This is a genomic window from Caballeronia sp. LZ008 (assembly GCF_031451435.1).
In the GTDB taxonomy this organism is placed as follows: Bacteria; Pseudomonadota; Gammaproteobacteria; order Burkholderiales; family Burkholderiaceae; genus Caballeronia; species Caballeronia zhejiangensis.
Map to the genome: position 1 here is coordinate 2,280,711 of NZ_JARUXK010000001.1, position 18,873 is coordinate 2,299,583.

Here is an 18,873-nt window from a genome sequence, read left to right on the forward strand (position 1 = left end):
GCAGCGCTTTCCGGTGCCGCGCCTGTTTTTTCGACTATCCGGGCAAGAATTCGCCGTCCATGATCTGCTCGATCGACCAGAGACAGCTTTCCGGAAAATCTTCCAGACCGGTTTCGTTCGAGGCTGCCACGACCGCTTTTTCCCATACGGCGCGTTCCTATCTCATACTCCTGTCTCATCCCGGATCCCCTGCCCGGACACTCGGATATTCTATCCGCTACACTGCGACTTCTTTCGCGCATCGTCGCTCAAGTCGCATCGATTCTTCTGAATTTCGGCTTGCCACTCATGAACACTCACAACCGTGTGAACAACGAAGCCGAACCTCGAAAGCACGAAGTCACCATCACGACGGATCAAGCGTTGGATCTTTTCGGCGAGTCCGCGCCAGCTTCTATCGAACCAGCCAAACCGCCGAGACAACCCAAACCGCGCGGCGTCCTTCCCGCGCCCTTGCAACCCGAACTCGAAGCCCTCGCGAAGCGTCTTCCGGACGCGATCCATCTCGGCACATCGACGTGGTCGTTTCCCGGCTGGCGCGGCATCGTTTATGGCGATGACTACTCGAACACCAAACTCTCCCGCGACGGCCTCACCGCTTATGGCGCGCATCCGCTCCTGAAGAGCGTCTCCATCGACCGGTCGTTTTACGCGCCGCTGTCGCTCGCCGATTACGCGCGTCACGCCTCGCAAGTGCCCGCGCATTTCCGCTTCATCGTGAAAGCGCCCGCATCCGTCACCGATGCCTTCATCCGCGGCGAGCGCGGCACGCCGGACGCGGAAAATCCCGCGTTCCTGAATGCGCAGATCGCCATCGACGAGTTCGTGACGCCGTGCATCGGCGGTCTCGGCGAAAAAGCGGGCGCGCTCGTGTTCCAGTTCTCGCCGCTGCCCGACGCGATGATCGTCGAGCCGGCGCGCTTCATCGAGCGGCTGTCGGCGTTTCTGCAAACGCTGCCGCCGCTCGAAGGCGACGCGTGCTACGCCGTCGAGATCCGCGACGCCGCGATGCTCACGCCGCGCTTTATCCGCGCATTGCGTGACGCGAACGTGCGGTATTGCATCGGCGTTCATGCGCGCATGCCGGACGTGCGCCGTCAGGCGAAAGCGCTCGCGCTGCTCGATGAAGAAAAAATGGGACCGCTCATCGTGCGCTGGAGTCTGCACAGCGGCTTCAAATACGAGCAGGCGAAAGCGAAGTACGAGCCGTTCGACAAGATCGTCGACGAAGACCTCGACACGCGCCAAGCGCTCGCCGAACTGGCCGCGCGATATGCGATCGCGGGCCAGCCGGTCGTGATCGCGGCGAACAACAAGGCGGAAGGCTCCGCGCCGCTGACCTGCTTCGAACTCGCGCGCGGCATCGCGCAGGCATGCGAGCGCGCGCGGATCGACTAGCGGCTAGACGCGCATCACGCCTTCAGGCGATGCACGAACTTCTTGCGAAACTTCGCGACCTTCGGCCCGACGACCGCCGCGCAATATCCCTGATTCGGATGCTGCGCGAAGTAGTTTTGGTGATACGCCTCGGCCGGATAGTAATCGTCGTCGAGCGGCACGACTTGCGTGACGATGGTCTTGTCGTACACGTCCTCGCGACCGAGTTCCTCGATGACTTCGAGCGCCGTCTTGCGCTGTTCGTCCGAATGCGTGAAAACGGCCGAGCGATACTGCGTGCCCACATCGTTGCCTTGTCGGTTGAGCTGCGTCGGATCGTGCGTCGCGAAGAAGATCTCGAGCACTTCGCGATACGTGATGACCGACGGATCGAACACGACCTTCACCACTTCCGCGTGACCGGTGTCGCCGCTGCAAACCTGCTCGTACGACGGATTCACCACCTTGCCGCCCGCATAGCCCGATTCGACCGACTCCACGCCCTGCACCGCGAGAAACACGGCTTCGGTGCACCAGAAACATCCGCCGCCGAGTGTCGCGGTCTCAAGTCCGGGTTGAGTCATAAGGCAAGCTCCTCATCAAGTGCATGCGGCCACGCCGCGGATCATGCATATGGATGCGTCCGTCCGGTTATTCAATCGCCCGGGCGCGATGAATCGAGCTTACTGGGTTTGCGCACGCCGCGCAGAAAGCCCTCGTGCGGCAGAGAACTTGCTGCCGCAGTACGGTCATTCGACGGCCGGCGGCAGCCGATTCCGATAGAATCGACACAAATCTCCAGCTTTTACATGGCTTCTGAAAAGGTTCTTCCGACTGAAGCGCGACGCGCGGCCGGCTCGGTAGCACACGACACACTCGACCGCCCATTTGCCTGCCGATCTGCCGAATGACACGCGCCAAAACCCCGAATTTCGATCCGACCGCGTTTCGCGCCGCGCTCGGCCAGTTTGCGACCGGCGTCACGGTCATCACGACGCGCACCGAATCCGGCCAGTTGATCGGTATCACCGCGAGTTCGTTCAACTCGGTGTCGCTGAAACCGCCGCTCGTGCTGTGGAGTCTCGCGACGAAATCGGCGTCGATGCCGGTGTTCCGCGCCAATAGCCACTACGTGGTGAATGTGCTCGCGGCGTCGCAGATCGACCTGTGCAAGCGCTTCGCGACCGTCAAGGGCGACCGCTTCGCGGGCGTCTCGCACGCCGCCGGCGATACCGGCATGCCCGTGCTCGACGGCGCGCTCGCGTGGTTCGAATGCCACAATCGCAGCCGCTACGACGAAGGCGATCACGTGATCTTCGTCGGCGAAGTGGAGCGATGCGGCGTGCGCGAAGACGCAAGCGACGTCGCGCCGCTCGTCTTCCAGGCGGGCGCTTTTCACACGCTCGGACCGCTCGAATAACTTACGCCGTGTGGCCGCGCCCCGGCTGCTCGATCAGCGCGACCGGCACGCCCGCGTCGTCCTTCATCGTCTGCAACACGATGTTCGAGCGAATGTCGATCACGCCAGGCGCCTTGTAGAGCTTCGAGAGAATGAAGTCGGAGTAGTGTTTGAGGTTATGCGCAAGCACGCGCAGCACGTAATGCGTGTCGCCCGTGACGACGAACGCGCCGACCACTTCGGGCCATTCGCGCACGGCCGCGGCGAACTTCTCGTGCCAATTTTCCTGGTCATTGCGCATCGAAACGTGGACGAACGCCTCCAGTTCGATGCCAAGCCGCTCGCGGTCGAGGCACGCGCGATAGCTCGCGATCACCCCTTCCTCTTCCAGCAGCCGCATTCGGCGCAGACACGCCGACGGCGAGAGCGAGATGCGCTCCGCCAGGTCCAGGTTACTGATCCGTCCATCTTCCTGCAGTACCGCCAGAATTCGGCAATCCGTTGCATCGAGCGTGAATCCGGTCATTTTTGAGTCCCCTAGCCCGTTTCATCGAATTATGTTCTAAGCGCGACAGTTTTGGGTGGTTATTTCGCAAGCACTTTTCGAGATGACACGACTATGATTTGACGCATCTCCACGCTTTCTGCTAGGGCGCGTCATGACGCTTCTGGACATTTCTCCACCGATCAATCCCGCCACGCCCGTCTGGCCGGGCGATACGCCGGTCGGCATCGAGCGCGTGTGGCGCATGGAGGCGGGCTCGCCCGTCAACGTCGCGCGGCTTACGCTTTCGCCGCACACCGGCTCTCATGCCGATGCCCCGCTTCACTACGACGAACACGGCGCGCCGATCGGCGAAGTCGCGCTCGACACGTACATCGGTGCGTGCCGCGTCGTGCACTGCATCGGCGCGTCGCCGCTCGTGACGCCCGCGCACGTCGCCGCGCATCTCGCCGACTGTCCGCCGCGCGTTTTGTTGCGCACCTACACGAACGCGCCGCTCGACGCGTGGGACAGCGCGTTCGCCGCCGTCGCGCCCGAAACCATCGACTTGCTGGCAGAAAAAGGCGTGAAACTCATCGGCATCGATACGCCGTCGCTCGATCCGCAAGACTCGAAGACGATGGATGCCCACAAGCGCATCCGCGCGCACGGCATGGCGATTCTCGAAGGCCTCGTGCTCGATGCCGCCGCGCCCGGCGATTTTGAACTGATCGCCCTGCCGCTCAAATTCTCGACGCTCGACGCGAGTCCCGTTCGCGCCGTCCTGCGTCCGCTTTCTTGATGATCTTCAAATTTATGGACTTTTCGATGAAACATCGTGACGAAGCCGCGGCGCTCGACCGCGACGATCCGCTCGGCGCGCTGCGCGACCAGTTCGCGCTCGCCGACGGCGTGATCTATCTCGACGGCAACTCGCTCGGCGTGCCGCCCAAGGCCGCCGCCGCGCGCGCCGCCGATGTGATCGCCGCCGAATGGGGCGAAGGCCTGATCCGCAGCTGGAACACGGCCGGCTGGTTCGCGCTGCCCAAGCGCCTCGGCAACAAGCTGGCGCCGCTGATCGGCGCGGGCGAGGACGAAGTCGTCGTCACCGATACGATTTCGGCGAATCTTTTCAAGATCCTGTCGGCCGCGCTCAAGCTCGCGAACGAGCGCGATCCGAAGCGGCGCGTGATCGTCTCCGAACGTTCGAACTTTCCGACCGATCTGTACATCGCGCAGGGCTTGATCGAGCAACTGGATCGCGGCTACGAGCTGCGTCTCGTCGATGACCCTTCCGAATTGCCGACGGCGATCGACGAAAACACCGCCATCGCGATGATTACGCACGTCAACTATCGCACCGGCTACATGCACGACATGGCCGCGCTCACGCAGACGATTCATCGCGCGGGCGCGCTCGCGGTCTGGGATCTCGCGCATTCGGCGGGCGCGGTGCCGGTCGATCTGAACGGTGTGGGCGCGGATTACGCCGTTGGCTGCACGTACAAGTATTTGAACGGCGGGCCGGGTTCGCCCGCGTTCGTCTGGGTGCCGAAGCGCCATCAGAACGCGTTTTCGCAGCCGCTTTCCGGCTGGTGGGGGCACAAGAAGCCGTTCGAAATGAACCCGGTGTATCGGCCGGACGACGGCATCGGCCGTTTTCTTTGCGGCACGCAGCCGATCGTGTCGATGTCGCTCGTCGAATGCGGGCTCGATGTTTTCCTTCAAACCGACATGCAGGCTCTGCGTCGCAAATCGCTGGCGCTTTCGGACTTGTTTATCAAGCTCGTCGAGGAACGTTGCGGCGACTTTCCGCTGTCGCTCGCGACGCCGCGCGATCACGCGCAACGCGGCTCGCAGGCGAGCTTCGAGCATCCGAACGGCTATGAAGTGATGCAGGCGCTGATCGCGCGCGGCGTGATCGGCGATTATCGCGAACCGCGCATCTTGCGCTTCGGCTTCACGCCGCTCTATACACGTTTCGTCGATGTATGGGACGCCGTCGAAATCCTGCGCGACGTGCTCGCGACCGAAAGCTGGCGCGCGCCCGAGTTCGCCGAGCGCGCATCGGTGACGTGAGAGGAACGTCGAGATGAGCACTACACAAGGCTGCCCTTTCGGCCACGGCGCGCAGAACGCGACGCAAGAAAAAGGCTGGCACGACGCCAAGCTCGATTTCTCCGATTCGATGAGCTACGGCGATTACCTCGGCCTCGATTCGATCCTCAACGCGCAGCGTCCGCTCTCGCCGGATCACAACGAGATGCTGTTCATCGTGCAGCATCAGACGAGCGAGCTGTGGATGAAGCTCGCGCTATACGAACTGCGCGCGGCGCTCGCGGCGGTGCATCGCGATGAATTGCCGCCCGCGTTCAAAATGCTCGCGCGCGTGTCGCGCATCTTCGAGCAGCTGGTGCAGGCGTGGAACGTCCTCGCGACGATGACGCCCTCCGAATACACCGCGATGCGCCCGTATCTCGGACAGTCGTCGGGCTTTCAGTCGCATCAATATCGGCAGATCGAGTTCATGCTCGGCAACAAGAACGAGCAGATGCTGAAGCCGCACGCGCATCGGCCGGAGATTCTCGCGCAGGTCCGCGAAACGCTCGAGGCGCCCTCTTTCTATGACGAAGTGATCCGCCTGCTCGCGCGACGCGGCTTCGCGATCGATCCGGCGCGCCTGAACCGCGACTGGACGCAGCCGACGACGCACGATCCGTCTGTCGAAGCGGCGTGGCTCGCGGTGTATCGCGATCCGTCGCAACACTGGGATTTGTACGAGATGGCCGAGGAACTCGTCGATCTCGAAGACGCGTTCCGGCAATGGCGCTTCCGGCATGTGACGACGGTGGAGCGCATCATCGGTTTCAAGGGCGGCACGGGCGGCACGGCAGGCGCGTCGTATCTGCGCAAGATGCTCGATGTCGTGCTGTTCCCGGAGCTTTGGCACGTCCGAACGGTGCTCTGAGTCGTTACGCGAGACGCGCGGCAAGCGCCTTCAGCTTCGGGCCGATCGTCTCGCGGAAATACGCTTCGCCCATCGATGACGCCGGCCCGCTGCTCGACAGCACGAGCCAGCGTCCGTTGCGCAGATCGCGGACCGGCGCGGCGATGGCGTTCACATCGTCGTGCCACTCGCGAAACGAGTAGCAGCAGCCGTCGCGCGCGAAATCCTCGATCGAGCGGCGGGCCGCTTCGACCTTCTCTTCGCCTTCGTTCCTGCCGAGTTCCTCAAACAGAGCTTCGCGCGCCGCGTCGTCCTGCACGGCGAGATAGGCGCGGCCCATCGAACTCGTGAGCATCGACAGACGCGAACCGGGCGCGAGGCCGAGCGTCAGCGCCGTCTCGCTGCGGATGGTTTCCAGATAGATCATGTCGAGCCCGTCGCGGCAGCCGAGCGACACCGCCGCGCCGATCTCCCGCGCCAGCGCGCGCATGTGCGGACGCGCGAGTTCGAGCGTGTCCGCGCCCGCGAGCAGCGTGAAGCCAAGCGACAGCACGCCGGTATCGAGCGCGTATTTGCCCGCGGGTTCGTCGAAACGCAGATAGCCGAGCGTCGTCAGCGTGTAGGCGAGACGATTGACCGTCGCCTTCGGCAATCCCGTGCGGTCGACGAAATCGCGATTGCCGAGCAGCGTCTCGCCGGGACGAAACGCACGCAGCAGGTCGAGCCCGCGAGCGAGCGCGACGACGAACTTGCGCTCGTCGACATCCTCCGACGAGATGAGGCGCCCGGAATTTCGGTTGGAATCTGTCGACATCGGGTGATAAACTCGAAGCTGATTTGCAAAACATTGTTCCGCTTAGCGGAACTCACGTCAAGCGCCACGCGCTTCGGCCGATCGCGCGAGCCGGTCGGCGCACGGCGCTTCACGATGAAATCAGGAGATGCACATGGCCGACGCCGCCCGTTTCAACTGGGAAGATCCGCTCTTGCTGGATCAGCAACTGACCGAAGACGAACGCATGGTGCGCGACGCCGCGCGCGCGTACGCGCAGGACAAGCTGCAGCCGCGCGTCATGCAGGCGTTTCGCGAGGAGAAGACCGATCCGGCGATCTTCCGCGAAATGGGCGAACTGGGCCTGCTCGGACCGACGATTCCCGAACAGTACGGCGGCCCGGGCCTGAACTATGTGTGCTACGGGCTGATCGCGCGTGAAGTGGAGCGCGTGGATTCGGGTTATCGCTCGATGATGTCGGTGCAGTCATCGCTCGTGATGGTGCCGATCAACACGTTCGGCAGCGACGCGCAAAAGGAAAAGTATCTGCCGAAGCTCGCGCGCGGCGAGTGGATCGGCTGCTTCGGTCTCACCGAGCCGAACGCGGGTTCCGATCCGGCCGGCATGACGACGCGCGCGAAGAAAGTGCAGAACGGTTTCTCGCTGTCGGGCACGAAGATGTGGATCTCGAACTCGCCGATCGCGGACGTGTTCGTCGTCTGGGCGAAGCTGGAGGAAGACGGGCGCGACGAGATCCGCGGCTTTATCCTCGAGAAAGGCTGGAAGGGTCTGTCGGCGCCGGCGATTCACGGCAAGGTCGGCTTGCGCGCGTCGATCACCGGCGAGATCGTGATGGACGAAGTGTTCGTCCCCGAAGAGAACATGCTGCCGAACGTGCGCGGCCTCAAAGGTCCGTTCACTTGCCTCAACTCGGCGCGCTACGGCATTTCCTGGGGCGCGCTCGGCGCGGCCGAAGCGTGCTGGCACACGGCGCGACAGTACACGCTCGATCGCAAGCAATTCGGTCGGCCGCTTGCCGCGAATCAACTGATTCAGAAAAAGCTCGCCGACATGCAGACCGAAATCACGCTCGGCCTGCAAGGCGTGCTGCGCCTCGGCCGCATGAAGGACGAAGGCACGGCGGCCGTCGAGATCACGTCGATCATGAAGCGCAATTCGTGCGGCAAGGCGCTCGACATCGCCCGGCTCGCGCGCGACATGCTCGGCGGCAACGGCATCTCCGATGAATTCGGTGTCGCGCGTCATCTCGTGAACCTCGAAGTGGTGAACACGTACGAAGGCACGCACGATATTCACGCGTTGATTCTCGGACGCGCCCAAACCGGAATTCAGGCGTTTTTCTAAACAAGCTTCATTCACAATTGAAAAGGGCTGGCGCATGTTGCGCCAGCCCTTTTTGTTTTCACGCGTGCATTTGCGCATCGGCGTGTGTAACTTTCGATCTACACCTGAAACTTTTACGGGCCAGATCGTATCAATTCGAAACGATGTCGATGAAATCACGAGGCGTCGGCTGTCGCGCACGGCCCGATGCGACTGGAACGGAAACTGCGACATTCAGCGCGGCAGGGCGCACGTCTCCTCGTCAGCGATCCCATCTTTGGTTACGATTCGCGTAACCTCACCGATTGGAGCCTTTAATGTCAGAAATCAACAAGGAGCGATTCATGTCGGATATCAAATCAGTACTCGCTGACGCCGAAGATCTCTTGAAGCAAGCAGCTACCGCCACTGGCGAACGCGCCTCCGAACTGCGCGAGACCGCACTCACCCGTCTCAAGCAAGCCAAGGAAAAAGCCGCCGACGCGCAAGTCGTCGTGATCGAGCGAGGCAAGAAGGCCGCCCGCGCCACCGACGATTACGTGCACGAGCATCCGTGGGCGTCCATTGGGATCGCGGCTGGCATCGGCATGGTGATCGGACTTCTGATCAACCGGAAGTAAAGCACCCGTCTTCGATTCAATGGCCCGCAGATTGCTAATCAGCTTTCTGTCGCGGTCCCCGCTGGACTGAACCGCGAGCGCCTCGCCCGGGCGCGCGGTTCGACACTCGCACCGGCCGGCTGCCTCGAGCGCCGACCGGACCCACCAACAGCGGCACCAAACGCGCCTCTCGCATTCAAGCCATGACGACAGAACGGCCAACGCAGCAATCGTCTCCCGGACCGTTGCGACGAATTCTGAGCTCCGCCTTCGCCATCTTCGAGACGCGCCTTGAACTCATCGGCATCGAGCTTCAGGAAGAAAAGGAGCGGCTCATCGGCGTGCTTTTCCTCGGGCTCGCCGCCATGATGCTCGCGATGATGGCGCTCATCTCCCTGACGGTGCTCATCGCCATCTTCTTCTGGGACACGTATCGCTGGCAGGCGCTCGGCGGCATCACCCTTCTGTACGCGCTGATCGCGGTCGGATGCGGCCTGCGTGCGCGCAGCAATCTGCGCGATGCGCCGAACATGTTCGACGACACGCTCGCCGAATTCCGCAAGGACCGCGATACCTTCCGTTGATTCCCGCGCCCAAATCAAGCCATGAGCCAACACGACGACACCTTCAAGCCTCCCAAGCGCGGCAAGATGCAGAAGCTGCGCACGCCGCACATGCGCGCGCTGCGCAAGGAACTGCTGATCGCCCGCGCGGATGTCGAGCGCATGGAGCTGCGGCAAGCCACCTATGATCTGCGCACGTCGGTCACGCATTTCAGCGTGCTGCGCTTCCTGATGCCTGGCAGCGGCGGCTCGCGCCGCTGGGGCAAGCGCGGCCGCGGCGGCTCGGCGGGCGGCATTGGCGGCATGCTCGCTTCGCTGCTCGGCTCGGGCAATGTCGGCTTGCTGTTCAAGCAGTATCCGGTCATCGGATCGCTCGCCTCGCTCGTACTCACCAAGCCGGTGCGGACGAAGCTGTTGCACAGCGCGAAGCCGGTGCTCAAATGGGGCGGTCTCGCGCTCGCCGGATGGGAAGGCTGGCGCATCTACACGCAGATGAAGAACGCCGCGCCCGAAACCTCCAACGACGCCGTCGATCCGACCGTTTTCTGACGCCCGCATCAACTCTTCCCCGCCCAGCATGACGCCGACTGTGCCGCATCGAGCGGCGTGGTCGCGTCAGGCGGGCGATTCCAGCGCAGCCCGGTGGCATCGATGACGAACACGCCGCAGACATCGTCCTGCATCGCGCCCGCCGCGACCGGCACGGCTTCGATCGCATAACCGCCGTTCGTCGGCGTTTCCGGCAGCACGGCCACGCTGTACACGGCCGCCCCGCTCGACGGCGCGCGATCGAGCCCGGAAGCGAGCGCGATCACCTCGCCGCTTTCCGATGTTTGCGCAAGACGCGCGGTTTCCACGAACTGAACCGCGCGCAGCAAGGCCGACGCGGCGTCGAGCCGATGCGCCTTCACCACGTGCGCCCGATACGCCGGGATCGAGAAAGTCGCGATGATCGCGGCAACGCCCAGCGCGATCATCAGTTCAAGCAGACTGAAGCCCTTTTCGTTCATATCGATCCTCAAAACGGCCTGGCGACGACGCGCCGCCAATATTGGGTGCTCACGCCATCGGCGATATCGATCCTAAGTTGCAGCCAAGCCTCGGAATCGGCATTCGCGCCGAAGCCCCGCGCGGTAATCAAATACGACGCGTTGGCCCGCGATTCGATCAGGCATTGCGGCGCGCGGCGCGCGTACGGCCACGAAGCGAACGGCGCGATCGCGGCAGCGGACGGTCCGTCGAACGAGGATTTCGCGCGCCATCGCGACGGCTCGTCCTTCGAACTCGGCGTTGGCAACGCGAGGGAAAGCATTCGGCTGCATCGGATCAACGCGCTGTCCGCGGCATGAAACGCGTGGACGCGCTCGCGCGTCGCGACAGTCGCGCGCGCCGCTACGAGCGACGTTTGCAGCCATGCGGCAGCCGTGATCAACATCATCGCGGCGAGGATCAGCACGATCGGCAACGTGCTTGCGCGTGTCAGCGAACGTCGCTTCATTGCGCGCCTCCGGACGGCGACGCCACCGAATTCCGTATCGCGACGCGCCGCCAGAAGACCTGGCGAACGTGGCCGTCCTCGACGGTTACGGGCAAGCCGTTGCAATCCACATAGTTCGCTTTCCGCTTGGCCTGTGCGATGAAACCGCGCACGACGATGCATACGTCCGCAGCATGGACATCGCGCCAGCGTTCGCGCGCGATAGCCGAAGCATCCGATGCGGACGGCGCCCCCGCGAGCCAATACATCACCCGCATTCGCTCGATGCCTTCGACGATCGGCTGCGCCTGTCTGCCGCCGCCTTCGCAGTACAACTCGGGCTCTCCGGTGGAACTGCTCGGCTTTGCGTAGAACCGGTTCGTGACGATGGCGTCGGAGACCGCCTGGCCGAGGCAATCGGTCGGCGCGCCCGCGGTCGACGGCCAGGTCGAGAGGGCGTCGGCTGAATAGCGAACCTGCAGGCCGTCCGAATGGCTTGCGAGCGATTCGCACGATGCGGTTGTATCCGCTCCAATCACGCGGCCTTGCGCGCAACCGAACATCGACGCATCGACCGGCGATTCCACGCTCGATGCGAATCCGGCCATCTGGATCTGCTGGGCGAGCATTTCCAAAGCGCTGGACGCGGCGTCGTGAATGCGCGCGGCATCGGCGGCGCGGTCGAAAGCGGCGCGCTGCCCGCGATAGAGCGACAGCGAAGCGGTCACGATCAGCATGCCGAGCGCGAGCGCAATCGTCATTTCCAGCAGCGTATGGCCGCGCGATGAGAGCAAGCGCGGAGTCATCGCGCAAACGCCACGGCGATGCACGACGTGAGCGGCTTAGCCTGCGGTTCGGGGCACGGCTCGGAGCGGTCTTGCGCGCGCCAGCTCACGGTCGCGATGCGCACGCCATCGGCGCGATCGGATATTGCCACGTCGCCCGCAGGCAGCATCGACGCCGCTCTCCCCTGCCATTGCGACACGATCGCCGCGCGGTCCGCTTCGCTGCGAATGCCTTCCGCGACGGAATCTGCGATCATCGCGGCCCGTTCGTGCAGCAACGCCGCGCGTTCGCCGCGCGCGAGCGCGCTTTGCGTCGCGATGAGTCCGAGCGCGGTCACGGCCATCAGCGTAAGCGCGATCATCACTTCGATCAGCGAATCTCCACGTTGAACGTCTTTCATGCCGATGCTCCGCAGCCGCCTGAAGTCATGCGCGCCCGGCCGCCTGCCGCGAGCCGTATGCATCGACGTGACGACGGATTCGCGGCGGAATCGGCGCCGCGCGGACCGAATTCGAAGCTGCGGAATCCGCCGATCACCTGCCCCGAAGGCGGCGTGAACGAAAGCTCGGTCGATGTCCCGGCGATGGAAACCGATGTCATCGCCGGCTGCATGCGCAAAAGCGTCGAAACACCGTCGCGCTCGGCGAACAAGCCCCATCCGCACGACCAGTCGGTGACACCGCTTTCGCAGCTTCGGCCCGATGCGAGGCAATGACGAGACGCATCGATCCTGCAAAGCGTGACGCGTGCACCGCGCCGCACGGCTTCGGCGCGCGCAAGCGACAGCGTGGAAAAGAGCGCGCGCGCCCGTGCATCGACTTGATCGCGCGCCTGCCACGCGACGAACGAAGGCGCGGCGAACGTCGCGAGGATCGCCATGACGGCGAGCACCACGCATAGTTCGACGAGCGTGAAACCTTGATTTGATGCGGGAATCGTCTGCATGCCTTATCGATCGAATCGAGCCGAAAAGCTCAATCTAGCGATAAGTCAGGCGCGCCGCCATTAGCCGAATGGCCGAGTGTTCGCGTTCTCCGATACCGGGCAGACTGCGCGAGCGAATGTCAGGAAACGAGGCTTGGGAAGGAAACGATGCGGAAAAGATCAGCGCTTGCGCGAACTCGACTTCTTCGGAGCGGTGCGCCGGAATTCATCGAGCACGTCTTCGAATTCCGAGACGTCTTCGAAACGCTTGTAGACGGAGGCGAAACGCACGTAAGCGATGGTATCGAGCTGTCGCAGCTCGTTCATGACGAGCTCGCCGAGACGCTCGCTCTGCACTTCGCGCTCGCCGCTGCCGAGCAACTGATACTCGATGCGCGACGCGGCGGCATCGATCGCATCGGCGGCGACCGGGCGCTTTCGCAGCGCAAGCTGCATGCTCGCGACGATCTTGCGTCGATCGAACTCGGTGCGGCTGCCGTCTTTCTTGACGACGCTCGGCAGCGCCAGTTCGACGCGTTCATACGTGGTGAAACGCTTGTCGCACGCGGGACAGCGCCGCCGCCGCCGAATGGCCGCGCCATCCTCCGACACGCGAGAATCCACGACCTGGGTATCTTCGTGTCGGCAAAATGGGCAGCGCATCGGCGGTGTGCTCGCGAATTAACGGTAGACCGGGAAACGCTTGGTCAGATCGGCCACTTGCGCGCGCACGCGCTCGAGGTTCGCCTGGTCTTCCGGATTGTCGAGCACGTCGGCGATCAGGTTGCCGACGATCTCCGCTTCCTTCGTGCCGAAGCCGCGCGTGGTCATCGCGGGCGAGCCGAGGCGCACGCCGCTCGTGACGAACGGCTTTTCCGGATCGTTCGGAATGGCGTTCTTGTTGACCGTGATGTGCGCGGCGCCGAGCGCGGCTTCCGCTGCCTTGCCGGTGATCTTCTTCGCGCGCAGATCGACGAGCATCACATGGCTTTCGGTGTGGCCCGAGACGATACGCAGACCGCGCTTCACGAGCGTTTCGGCCAGGACGCGCGCGTTATCGACCACGGCTTGCTGATACGCCTTGAATTCCGGCGACAGCGCTTCCTTGAACGCGACGGCCTTCGCGGCGATCACGTGCATCAGCGGACCGCCCTGAATGCCCGGGAAAATGGCCGAGTTGATCTGCTTCTCGAACTCGGCCTTCATCAGAATGACGCCGCCGCGCGGGCCGCGCAGGCTCTTGTGCGTGGTCGTCGTGACGAAGTCCGCGTGCGGCACCGGATTCGGGTACACGCCAGCCGCGACGAGACCGGCGTAGTGCGCCATGTCGACCATGAAGTACGCGCCGACGCTCTTCGCGATCTTCGAAAGGCGCTCGAAATCGATCTTCAGCGCAAACGCCGACGCGCCCGCGACGATCAGCTTCGGCTTGTGTTCCTTGGCGAGCGCTTCGGTCTTGTCGTAGTCGATGTCCTCGGCTTCGTTCAGGCCGTAGCTCACGACGTTGAACCACTTGCCCGACATGTTGACCGGCGAGCCGTGCGTGAGGTGACCGCCTTCGGCAAGGCTCATGCCCATGATCGTGTCGCCCGGCTTGAGCACGGCGAAAAACACGCCCTGATTCGCCTGCGAGCCGGAGTTCGGCTGCACGTTCGCGGCGTCGGCGCCGAAGAGCTGCTTCACGCGGTCGATCGCGAGCTGCTCGACGATGTCCACATATTCGCAACCGCCGTAATAGCGCTTGCCGGGATAGCCTTCGGCGTATTTGTTCGTGAGTTGCGAGCCCTGCGCGGCCATTACGGCCGGGCTCGTGTAGTTTTCCGACGCGATCAGCTCGATGTGATCTTCCTGGCGGCGGTTTTCCTGCTCGATCGCCTTGAGCAATTCGGGATCGACATTGGCGAGGGTACTTTCGGCTCTGTCAAACATACGTTTTCCGTGAGATCAAAACAGGTTGACCGGATCGCGCGTGCGCCACGTTCGAAGCAGACGCAAAAGACGCTGGAAACCGATGGAGTCCAGGCGCGGCGGATAGAGGAAGAATCCGGTTTCGCGGAACGGACAGCCACCAGCAACGCAGCGACGGCGTGCGGATCTCAGCTGCCCAGGCGAACGGCAAAACGACGCTCCGCGCTTCCTGGTGGGTCGCTCCACCTTGAATCCGAAGATTCTATCGCCAGTCACGCGGGGTTTGAGCGTTGTAGTGTAATGGCCGGCCATGCTTTAGGCAACCGGCTTACAGGGCAATCGGACGGGCGCGCAGCCACGCTTAAAGCACGATCGTTCGCGCCCACGGTTGCTTGCCGCGCCGCATCAATGGAAGTACGCTTTGCGCCGTTGCCGGACGCGTCGCCCTGCGCGCGTCGGCTTTGCCCGTCTCAGTCCATTCGGAGTCCGCTCATGATCGTTTTTGTCACCGGCGCGTCGGCCGGATTCGGCGCCGCCATCGCCCGCACGTTCGTCAAAGGCGGCCATCGTGTGATCGCCGCCGCGCGTCGCAAGGAGCGCCTGGTCGCGCTGTCGAACGAACTCGGCGACGCGCTTCTGCCAGTCGAACTCGACGTACGGGACGAAAACGCCGTCCGCGACGCCGTCGCGGCCCTGCCCGACGCGTTCGCGCAGATCGACGTGCTGGTGAACAACGCCGGACTCGCGCTCGGCCTCGAACCCGCGCAACGCGCGAATCTCGACGACTGGAAGAACATGATCGACACGAACTGCACGGGTCTCGTGACGGTCACGCACGCGATCTTGCCGGGCATGATCGAGCGCAATCGCGGACATGTGTTCAACATGGGATCGGTGGCGGGCACGTATCCGTACGCCGGAGGCAACGTGTACGGCGCGACGAAGGCGTTCGTGCGGCAGTTCAGTCTGAACCTGCGCGCGGACGTCGCCGGCACCGCCCTTCGCGTGACGGACATCGAGCCGGGGCTCGTCGGCGGCACCGAGTTTTCGAACGTGCGCTTCAAGGGCGACGACAGCAAAGCCGCGACTGTATATAAGGATGTGCAGGCGCTCACGCCCGAGGACATCGCCGACGCGATCTACTGGATCGCCACGCGCCCGGCACACGTGAACATCAACGCGATCGAGATGATGCCGGTCGCCCAGACGTTCGCACCGTTGCAAATTCACCGCGGCTGATTCCGATATCTGCCTAAGGATTTGGCGGGGGTGCTTCCGGTTCCGGTAAAATGCCGCCGATGAATATTTGTCAAAATGCGAGCCAGATCGTGTTTATGAGCCTCTGCGCGAGCGGAGCGGCGCAAAGGTGAGTGATCCGTTGACTTTCGAGTGGCCGATTCGGGTGTATTACGAGGACACCGACGCCGGCGGCATCGTCTTCTACGCGAACTACCTGAAGTTCTTCGAACGGGCGCGCACCGAATGGCTGCGCGCGTGCGGAATCGATCAGCAGCGTCTCGCCGATTCGAGCGACATCCTGTTCGTCGTGAGACGCACGGCCGTCGAATATTCGTCGCCGGCGCGCCTGGATGACGTCATTCGCGTTGTAAGTCGCATCGAGCGCCTCGGCCGTGCATCGGTGGATTTTCATCAGGAAGCGTGGCGCGACGGCGTGCTGCTCGCGAGCGGCGACATTCGCGTTGCCTCGGTGGATCGCGCGTCGATTCGCCCGGCCGCCATTCCGGATGCGGTGATCGAAGGATTGAAGCGCGGCCCGCACGCGACGCTCGCCGCGGCATCGCGCGGCGCAGATCAAGACCGAGCCTGAACGATGAACTCATCGCACACCGAAGCGAAACCGGGCATCGGGAACAGAGGAAGCATTAACGAGCATGAGCCGGCCACGGCACGGCTTTCGTTTGATTCACATCCATTTCACGAAAGCATGACGCTTTGACCGGACGCCCCTTCCGGGACGTAACAGCAGACCTTTATGAACAATACACAAGACCTGTCGATCATTTCCCTCGTCGTTCACGCGAGCCTGCTCGCGCAGGCCGTGATGGCGCTGCTGTTGCTGCTGTCGCTCCTGTCGTGGACCTTCATTTTCCGCAAGTGGTTTGCCATTCGCCGCGCGCGCGCGCAGACCGAGCGCTTCGAGCGCGATTTCTGGTCGGGCGGCGACCTGCAGGCGCTGTATCAAAGCGCGGCGAACAACCGTCACACGATCGGCGCGCTCGAGCGTATCTTCGAATCCGGCATGCGTGAATTCCTGAAGGGCAAGGAGCGCCGGATCACCGATCCGGGCGCGATTCTCGACGGTTCCCGCCGCGCGATGCGCGCCGCCTTCCAGCGGGAAATGGACGTGCTCGAAGCGAACCTTGCGTTCCTCGCGTCGGTCGGTTCCGTGAGTCCTTATATCGGTCTCTTCGGCACGGTGTGGGGGATCATGAATTCGTTCCGCGGTCTCGCCAATGTGCAGCAGGCGACGCTCGCGAACGTGGCGCCCGGCATCGCCGAAGCGCTCGTCGCGACCGCGATCGGCCTCTTCGCCGCGATTCCCGCAGTGGTCGCGTACAACCGCTACGCGCACGACATCGACCGTCTGGCGATCCGCTTCGAGACCTTCATCGAAGAGTTCTCGAACATCCTGCAGCGTCAGGCGCACTAACAGAAGGAGTCCGCGATGGCAGGCCCCATTCGTTCCAGCATGCGCGGCGGCTCGCGCCGCGCGATGGCCGACATCAACGTCGTGCCATACATCGACGTGATGCTCGTGCTGCTCGTCATCTTCATGGTGACGGCGCCGCTCGTTTCGCCCTCGATCATCAATCTGCCGACCGTCGGCAATGCGCAGCCGCAGGAGCAGCAGCCGCCGCTCGTCATCAACATCAAGGCGGACGGCAGCATGAACGTGCGCTACAAGGAAGAAGGCGGCGCGACGCAAGAGCAGAAGATGACGATGAACGATCTCAACAGCTTCGTGCTCAACCGTCAGGAATCACATCCGGATCAGCCCGTCGTGATCGCGGCGGACAAGACCGTGAAGTACGAAGTCGTGATGAACGTGATGTCCGATATGAAGGCGCGCGGCGTGAAGCGCGTCGGATTGCTCGTCAAATCGCAATGACCCTTTCGCACAGGCCGACACGCGCATCGTCCGCGCGACCGAATCGCCCGCCGCGTGAACGCGGCACGGGTAAGGCGTTCGCGCTCGCGGCGTTGATGCATCTGCTGCTCGGCTGGTTCCTGTATCACGGCATCAACTGGCAGAACAACACGCCGGCGGGCGCGGAAGCGGAAATCTGGACCGAGATTCCGGACACGCCCGCGCCGACGCCGCGCCCTGCCCCGCCGCCGCCCGCGCCGGTGAAGCTGCAGCCCGCGCCGCCGCCGGCGAAGGACGAAGACGCGGACATCGCGTTGCAGGAGAAGAAGCGCAAGCAGCAGGAAGCCGCCGCGCGCGAAGCGCAACTCGCCGAGCAGCGCCGTCAGCAGGAAGAGGCGAAGCAGGAAGCGGAAGCGAAGCGTCAGCAGCAGCTTGCCGCGCAAGCCGCCCAGCAGAAGGCGATGCAGGACAAGCAGAAGCAGATCGAGCAGCAGCGTCAGGCCGACCTGCAGAAGCAGCAACAGAAGGCGCAGCAGGACAAGCAGCAGCAAGCCGAAGCGCAGAAGCAGGAACAGCTCAAGGAGCAGAAGGAGAAGGAGAAGGAACAGCAGGAAGCCAAGGCGAAGGCCGACGCGCAAGCCAAGGCCAAGGCTGAGTCCGACGCGAAAGCGAAGGCCGCGGCGCAAGCGAAAGCCAAGGCCGACGCGGAAGCGAAAGCCAAGCTCGATGCCGAGCGCAAGGCGCGTCTCTCGCAACTGCAAGGGCAGTTGGGCGGCGGCACGGCGGGCAGCGGCGAAGGCCTGGCCAAGAGCGGCACCGGCAAGGGCGCGGGCGGCAATGCGACCTCGCCTGGCTACGCCGAGAAGGTGCAGCGTCGCGTGCGGCCGAACATCGTGTGGGCCGGCGAAACGGCCGGGCTCGAGACGGTCGTGTCGGTACGCTGCTCGCCGTCGGGCACGCTGCTGTCGGCGAATATCACGCGCTCGAGCGGCAACGAGCAGTGGGATCAGGCGGCACTGCGCGCGGTACAGCGCTCGGATCCGATGCCAGTGGATATCGACGGCAAGGCGCCTTCGAGCTTCACGATCACGCTGCGTCCGGCGGGCGGTTAACGCGCTAGTCAGCAGTGAAGCGCGCTTGAAAGCTCGCATTAAGCAGCGGGAACGAAATGTGCGACCGCGGG

24 protein-coding genes, 1 pseudogene and 1 riboswitch are annotated in these 18,873 nt (G+C 63.6%); of the genes and pseudogenes, 14 read left to right on the top strand and 11 right to left on the bottom strand.

Going from position 1 to position 18,873, the window contains the following annotated elements; translation table 11 throughout:
• Positions 1–34: 34 nt before the first annotated feature.
• A pseudogene (locus QCE49_RS10605) lies at positions 35–139 on the bottom strand (DUF29 family protein); the annotation flags it as partial.
• Positions 140–306: 167 nt separating this feature from the next.
• Here QCE49_RS10605 and QCE49_RS10610 point away from each other — a divergent pair.
• Complete coding sequence (locus QCE49_RS10610; RefSeq protein WP_409017214.1) at positions 307–1,398, top strand: DUF72 domain-containing protein; 1,092 nt, start codon at positions 307–309, stop codon at positions 1,396–1,398.
• Positions 1,399–1,412: 14 nt separating this feature from the next.
• On the opposite strand, the gene msrA is transcribed toward QCE49_RS10610, so the two are convergent.
• On the bottom strand, positions 1,413–1,961 hold the full coding sequence (gene msrA / locus QCE49_RS10615) for a peptide-methionine (S)-S-oxide reductase MsrA (RefSeq protein ID WP_250440160.1): 549 nt from the start codon (positions 1,959–1,961) through the stop codon (positions 1,413–1,415).
• A gap of 323 nt (positions 1,962–2,284) precedes the next feature.
• Here msrA and QCE49_RS10620 point away from each other — a divergent pair, with 323 nt between their 5' ends.
• Positions 2,285–2,797 carry a flavin reductase family protein gene (locus QCE49_RS10620; protein ID WP_250457448.1) on the top strand — a complete coding sequence of 171 codons (513 nt, stop codon included), beginning with the start codon at positions 2,285–2,287 and terminating at the stop codon, positions 2,795–2,797.
• A 1-nt stretch (position 2,798) separates the two neighbouring features.
• Here QCE49_RS10620 and QCE49_RS10625 read toward each other — a convergent pair whose 3' ends face one another.
• The gene (locus QCE49_RS10625) at positions 2,799–3,302 is read right to left on the bottom strand and encodes an Lrp/AsnC family transcriptional regulator (protein ID WP_008342772.1); all 504 of its coding nucleotides are present in this window, start codon (positions 3,300–3,302) and stop codon (positions 2,799–2,801) included.
• A gap of 133 nt (positions 3,303–3,435) precedes the next feature.
• Here QCE49_RS10625 and kynB point away from each other — a divergent pair, with 133 nt between their 5' ends.
• The 3 genes from kynB to kynA are packed head-to-tail and all read left to right on the top strand — an operon-like array spanning position 3,436 to position 6,228.
• On the top strand, positions 3,436–4,062 hold the full coding sequence (gene kynB / locus QCE49_RS10630; RefSeq protein ID WP_244807600.1) for an arylformamidase: 627 nt from the start codon (positions 3,436–3,438) through the stop codon (positions 4,060–4,062).
• A 26-nt stretch (positions 4,063–4,088) separates the two neighbouring features.
• Positions 4,089–5,339, top strand: a complete 1,251-nt coding sequence (gene kynU / locus QCE49_RS10635) for a kynureninase (protein WP_250457447.1) — start codon at positions 4,089–4,091, stop codon at positions 5,337–5,339.
• A gap of 13 nt (positions 5,340–5,352) precedes the next feature.
• A complete protein-coding gene (gene kynA / locus QCE49_RS10640; protein ID WP_008342777.1) occupies positions 5,353–6,228 on the top strand; it encodes a tryptophan 2,3-dioxygenase in 876 nt (291 codons plus the stop codon).
• A gap of 4 nt (positions 6,229–6,232) precedes the next feature.
• Here the strand turns inward: kynA and QCE49_RS10645 are convergent, their stop codons facing one another.
• Positions 6,233–7,021, bottom strand: coding sequence for an IclR family transcriptional regulator (locus QCE49_RS10645; RefSeq protein ID WP_008342778.1), 789 nt, complete (start codon positions 7,019–7,021; stop codon positions 6,233–6,235).
• 133 nt (positions 7,022–7,154) lie between these two features.
• On the opposite strand from QCE49_RS10645, the gene QCE49_RS10650 reads away from it, so the two are divergent.
• The 4 genes from QCE49_RS10650 to QCE49_RS10665 all read left to right on the top strand — a co-directional run bounded on the left by QCE49_RS10650 (position 7,155) and on the right by QCE49_RS10665 (position 10,035).
• Positions 7,155–8,345, top strand: a complete 1,191-nt coding sequence (locus tag QCE49_RS10650; RefSeq protein ID WP_250457446.1) for an acyl-CoA dehydrogenase — start codon at positions 7,155–7,157, stop codon at positions 8,343–8,345.
• A 296-nt stretch (positions 8,346–8,641) separates the two neighbouring features.
• Positions 8,642–8,944, top strand: a complete 303-nt coding sequence (locus QCE49_RS10655; protein WP_008342781.1) for a YqjD family protein — start codon at positions 8,642–8,644, stop codon at positions 8,942–8,944.
• 182 nt (positions 8,945–9,126) lie between these two features.
• The gene (locus tag QCE49_RS10660; protein WP_034471543.1) at positions 9,127–9,507 is read left to right on the top strand and encodes a phage holin family protein; all 381 of its coding nucleotides are present in this window, start codon (positions 9,127–9,129) and stop codon (positions 9,505–9,507) included.
• A gap of 21 nt (positions 9,508–9,528) precedes the next feature.
• Positions 9,529–10,035 carry a DUF3318 domain-containing protein gene (locus QCE49_RS10665; RefSeq protein WP_008342783.1) on the top strand — a complete coding sequence of 169 codons (507 nt, stop codon included), beginning with the start codon at positions 9,529–9,531 and terminating at the stop codon, positions 10,033–10,035.
• A gap of 8 nt (positions 10,036–10,043) precedes the next feature.
• On the opposite strand, the gene QCE49_RS10670 is transcribed toward QCE49_RS10665, so the two are convergent.
• The 7 genes from QCE49_RS10670 to glyA all read right to left on the bottom strand — a co-directional run bounded on the left by QCE49_RS10670 (position 10,044) and on the right by glyA (position 14,602).
• The gene (locus QCE49_RS10670) at positions 10,044–10,496 is read right to left on the bottom strand and encodes a type IV pilin protein (protein ID WP_239295115.1); all 453 of its coding nucleotides are present in this window, start codon (positions 10,494–10,496) and stop codon (positions 10,044–10,046) included.
• Positions 10,497–10,504: 8 nt separating this feature from the next.
• Positions 10,505–10,984, bottom strand: coding sequence for a pilus assembly protein (locus tag QCE49_RS10675; RefSeq protein WP_034471539.1), 480 nt, complete (start codon positions 10,982–10,984; stop codon positions 10,505–10,507).
• Positions 10,981–11,769, bottom strand: a complete 789-nt coding sequence (locus QCE49_RS10680; protein ID WP_250457445.1) for a PilW family protein — start codon at positions 11,767–11,769, stop codon at positions 10,981–10,983. Before QCE49_RS10680 ends, QCE49_RS10675 begins: the two co-directional genes overlap by 4 nt.
• Positions 11,766–12,149, bottom strand: coding sequence for a prepilin-type N-terminal cleavage/methylation domain-containing protein (locus QCE49_RS10685; protein ID WP_250457444.1), 384 nt, complete (start codon positions 12,147–12,149; stop codon positions 11,766–11,768). Before QCE49_RS10685 ends, QCE49_RS10680 begins: the two co-directional genes overlap by 4 nt.
• Entirely contained in the window at positions 12,146–12,694 is a 549-nt protein-coding gene (locus QCE49_RS10690) for a GspH/FimT family pseudopilin (protein ID WP_034471533.1), read from the bottom strand. The genes QCE49_RS10685 and QCE49_RS10690 overlap by 4 nt, the downstream gene beginning before the upstream one ends.
• A gap of 159 nt (positions 12,695–12,853) precedes the next feature.
• Positions 12,854–13,336: a transcriptional regulator NrdR gene (gene nrdR, locus QCE49_RS10695; protein ID WP_008342795.1), complete on the bottom strand. Its 483-nt coding sequence runs from the start codon at positions 13,334–13,336 to the stop codon at positions 12,854–12,856.
• A gap of 18 nt (positions 13,337–13,354) precedes the next feature.
• Entirely contained in the window at positions 13,355–14,602 is a 1,248-nt protein-coding gene (gene glyA, locus QCE49_RS10700; protein WP_250457443.1) for a serine hydroxymethyltransferase, read from the bottom strand.
• A gap of 166 nt (positions 14,603–14,768) precedes the next feature.
• Positions 14,769–14,867, bottom strand: a riboswitch (ZMP/ZTP riboswitch).
• A 206-nt stretch (positions 14,868–15,073) separates the two neighbouring features.
• On the opposite strand from glyA, the gene ydfG reads away from it, so the two are divergent.
• The 5 genes from ydfG to tolA all read left to right on the top strand — a co-directional run bounded on the left by ydfG (position 15,074) and on the right by tolA (position 18,802).
• The gene (gene ydfG, locus QCE49_RS10705) at positions 15,074–15,820 is read left to right on the top strand and encodes a bifunctional NADP-dependent 3-hydroxy acid dehydrogenase/3-hydroxypropionate dehydrogenase YdfG (protein WP_239295118.1); all 747 of its coding nucleotides are present in this window, start codon (positions 15,074–15,076) and stop codon (positions 15,818–15,820) included.
• Between the two features lie 127 nt (positions 15,821–15,947).
• A complete protein-coding gene (ybgC, locus tag QCE49_RS10710; protein WP_250435153.1) occupies positions 15,948–16,409 on the top strand; it encodes a tol-pal system-associated acyl-CoA thioesterase in 462 nt (153 codons plus the stop codon).
• A gap of 165 nt (positions 16,410–16,574) precedes the next feature.
• Positions 16,575–17,252 (top strand): protein TolQ, encoded by a 678-nt coding sequence (gene tolQ / locus QCE49_RS10715; RefSeq protein WP_008342801.1) that lies wholly within the window; start codon positions 16,575–16,577, stop codon positions 17,250–17,252.
• 15 nt (positions 17,253–17,267) lie between these two features.
• Positions 17,268–17,711, top strand: coding sequence for a protein TolR (tolR, locus tag QCE49_RS10720; protein ID WP_008342802.1), 444 nt, complete (start codon positions 17,268–17,270; stop codon positions 17,709–17,711).
• A complete protein-coding gene (tolA, locus tag QCE49_RS10725) occupies positions 17,708–18,802 on the top strand; it encodes a cell envelope integrity protein TolA (RefSeq protein ID WP_250457442.1) in 1,095 nt (364 codons plus the stop codon). The genes tolR and tolA overlap by 4 nt, the downstream gene beginning before the upstream one ends.
• Positions 18,803–18,873: the final 71 nt, after the last annotated feature.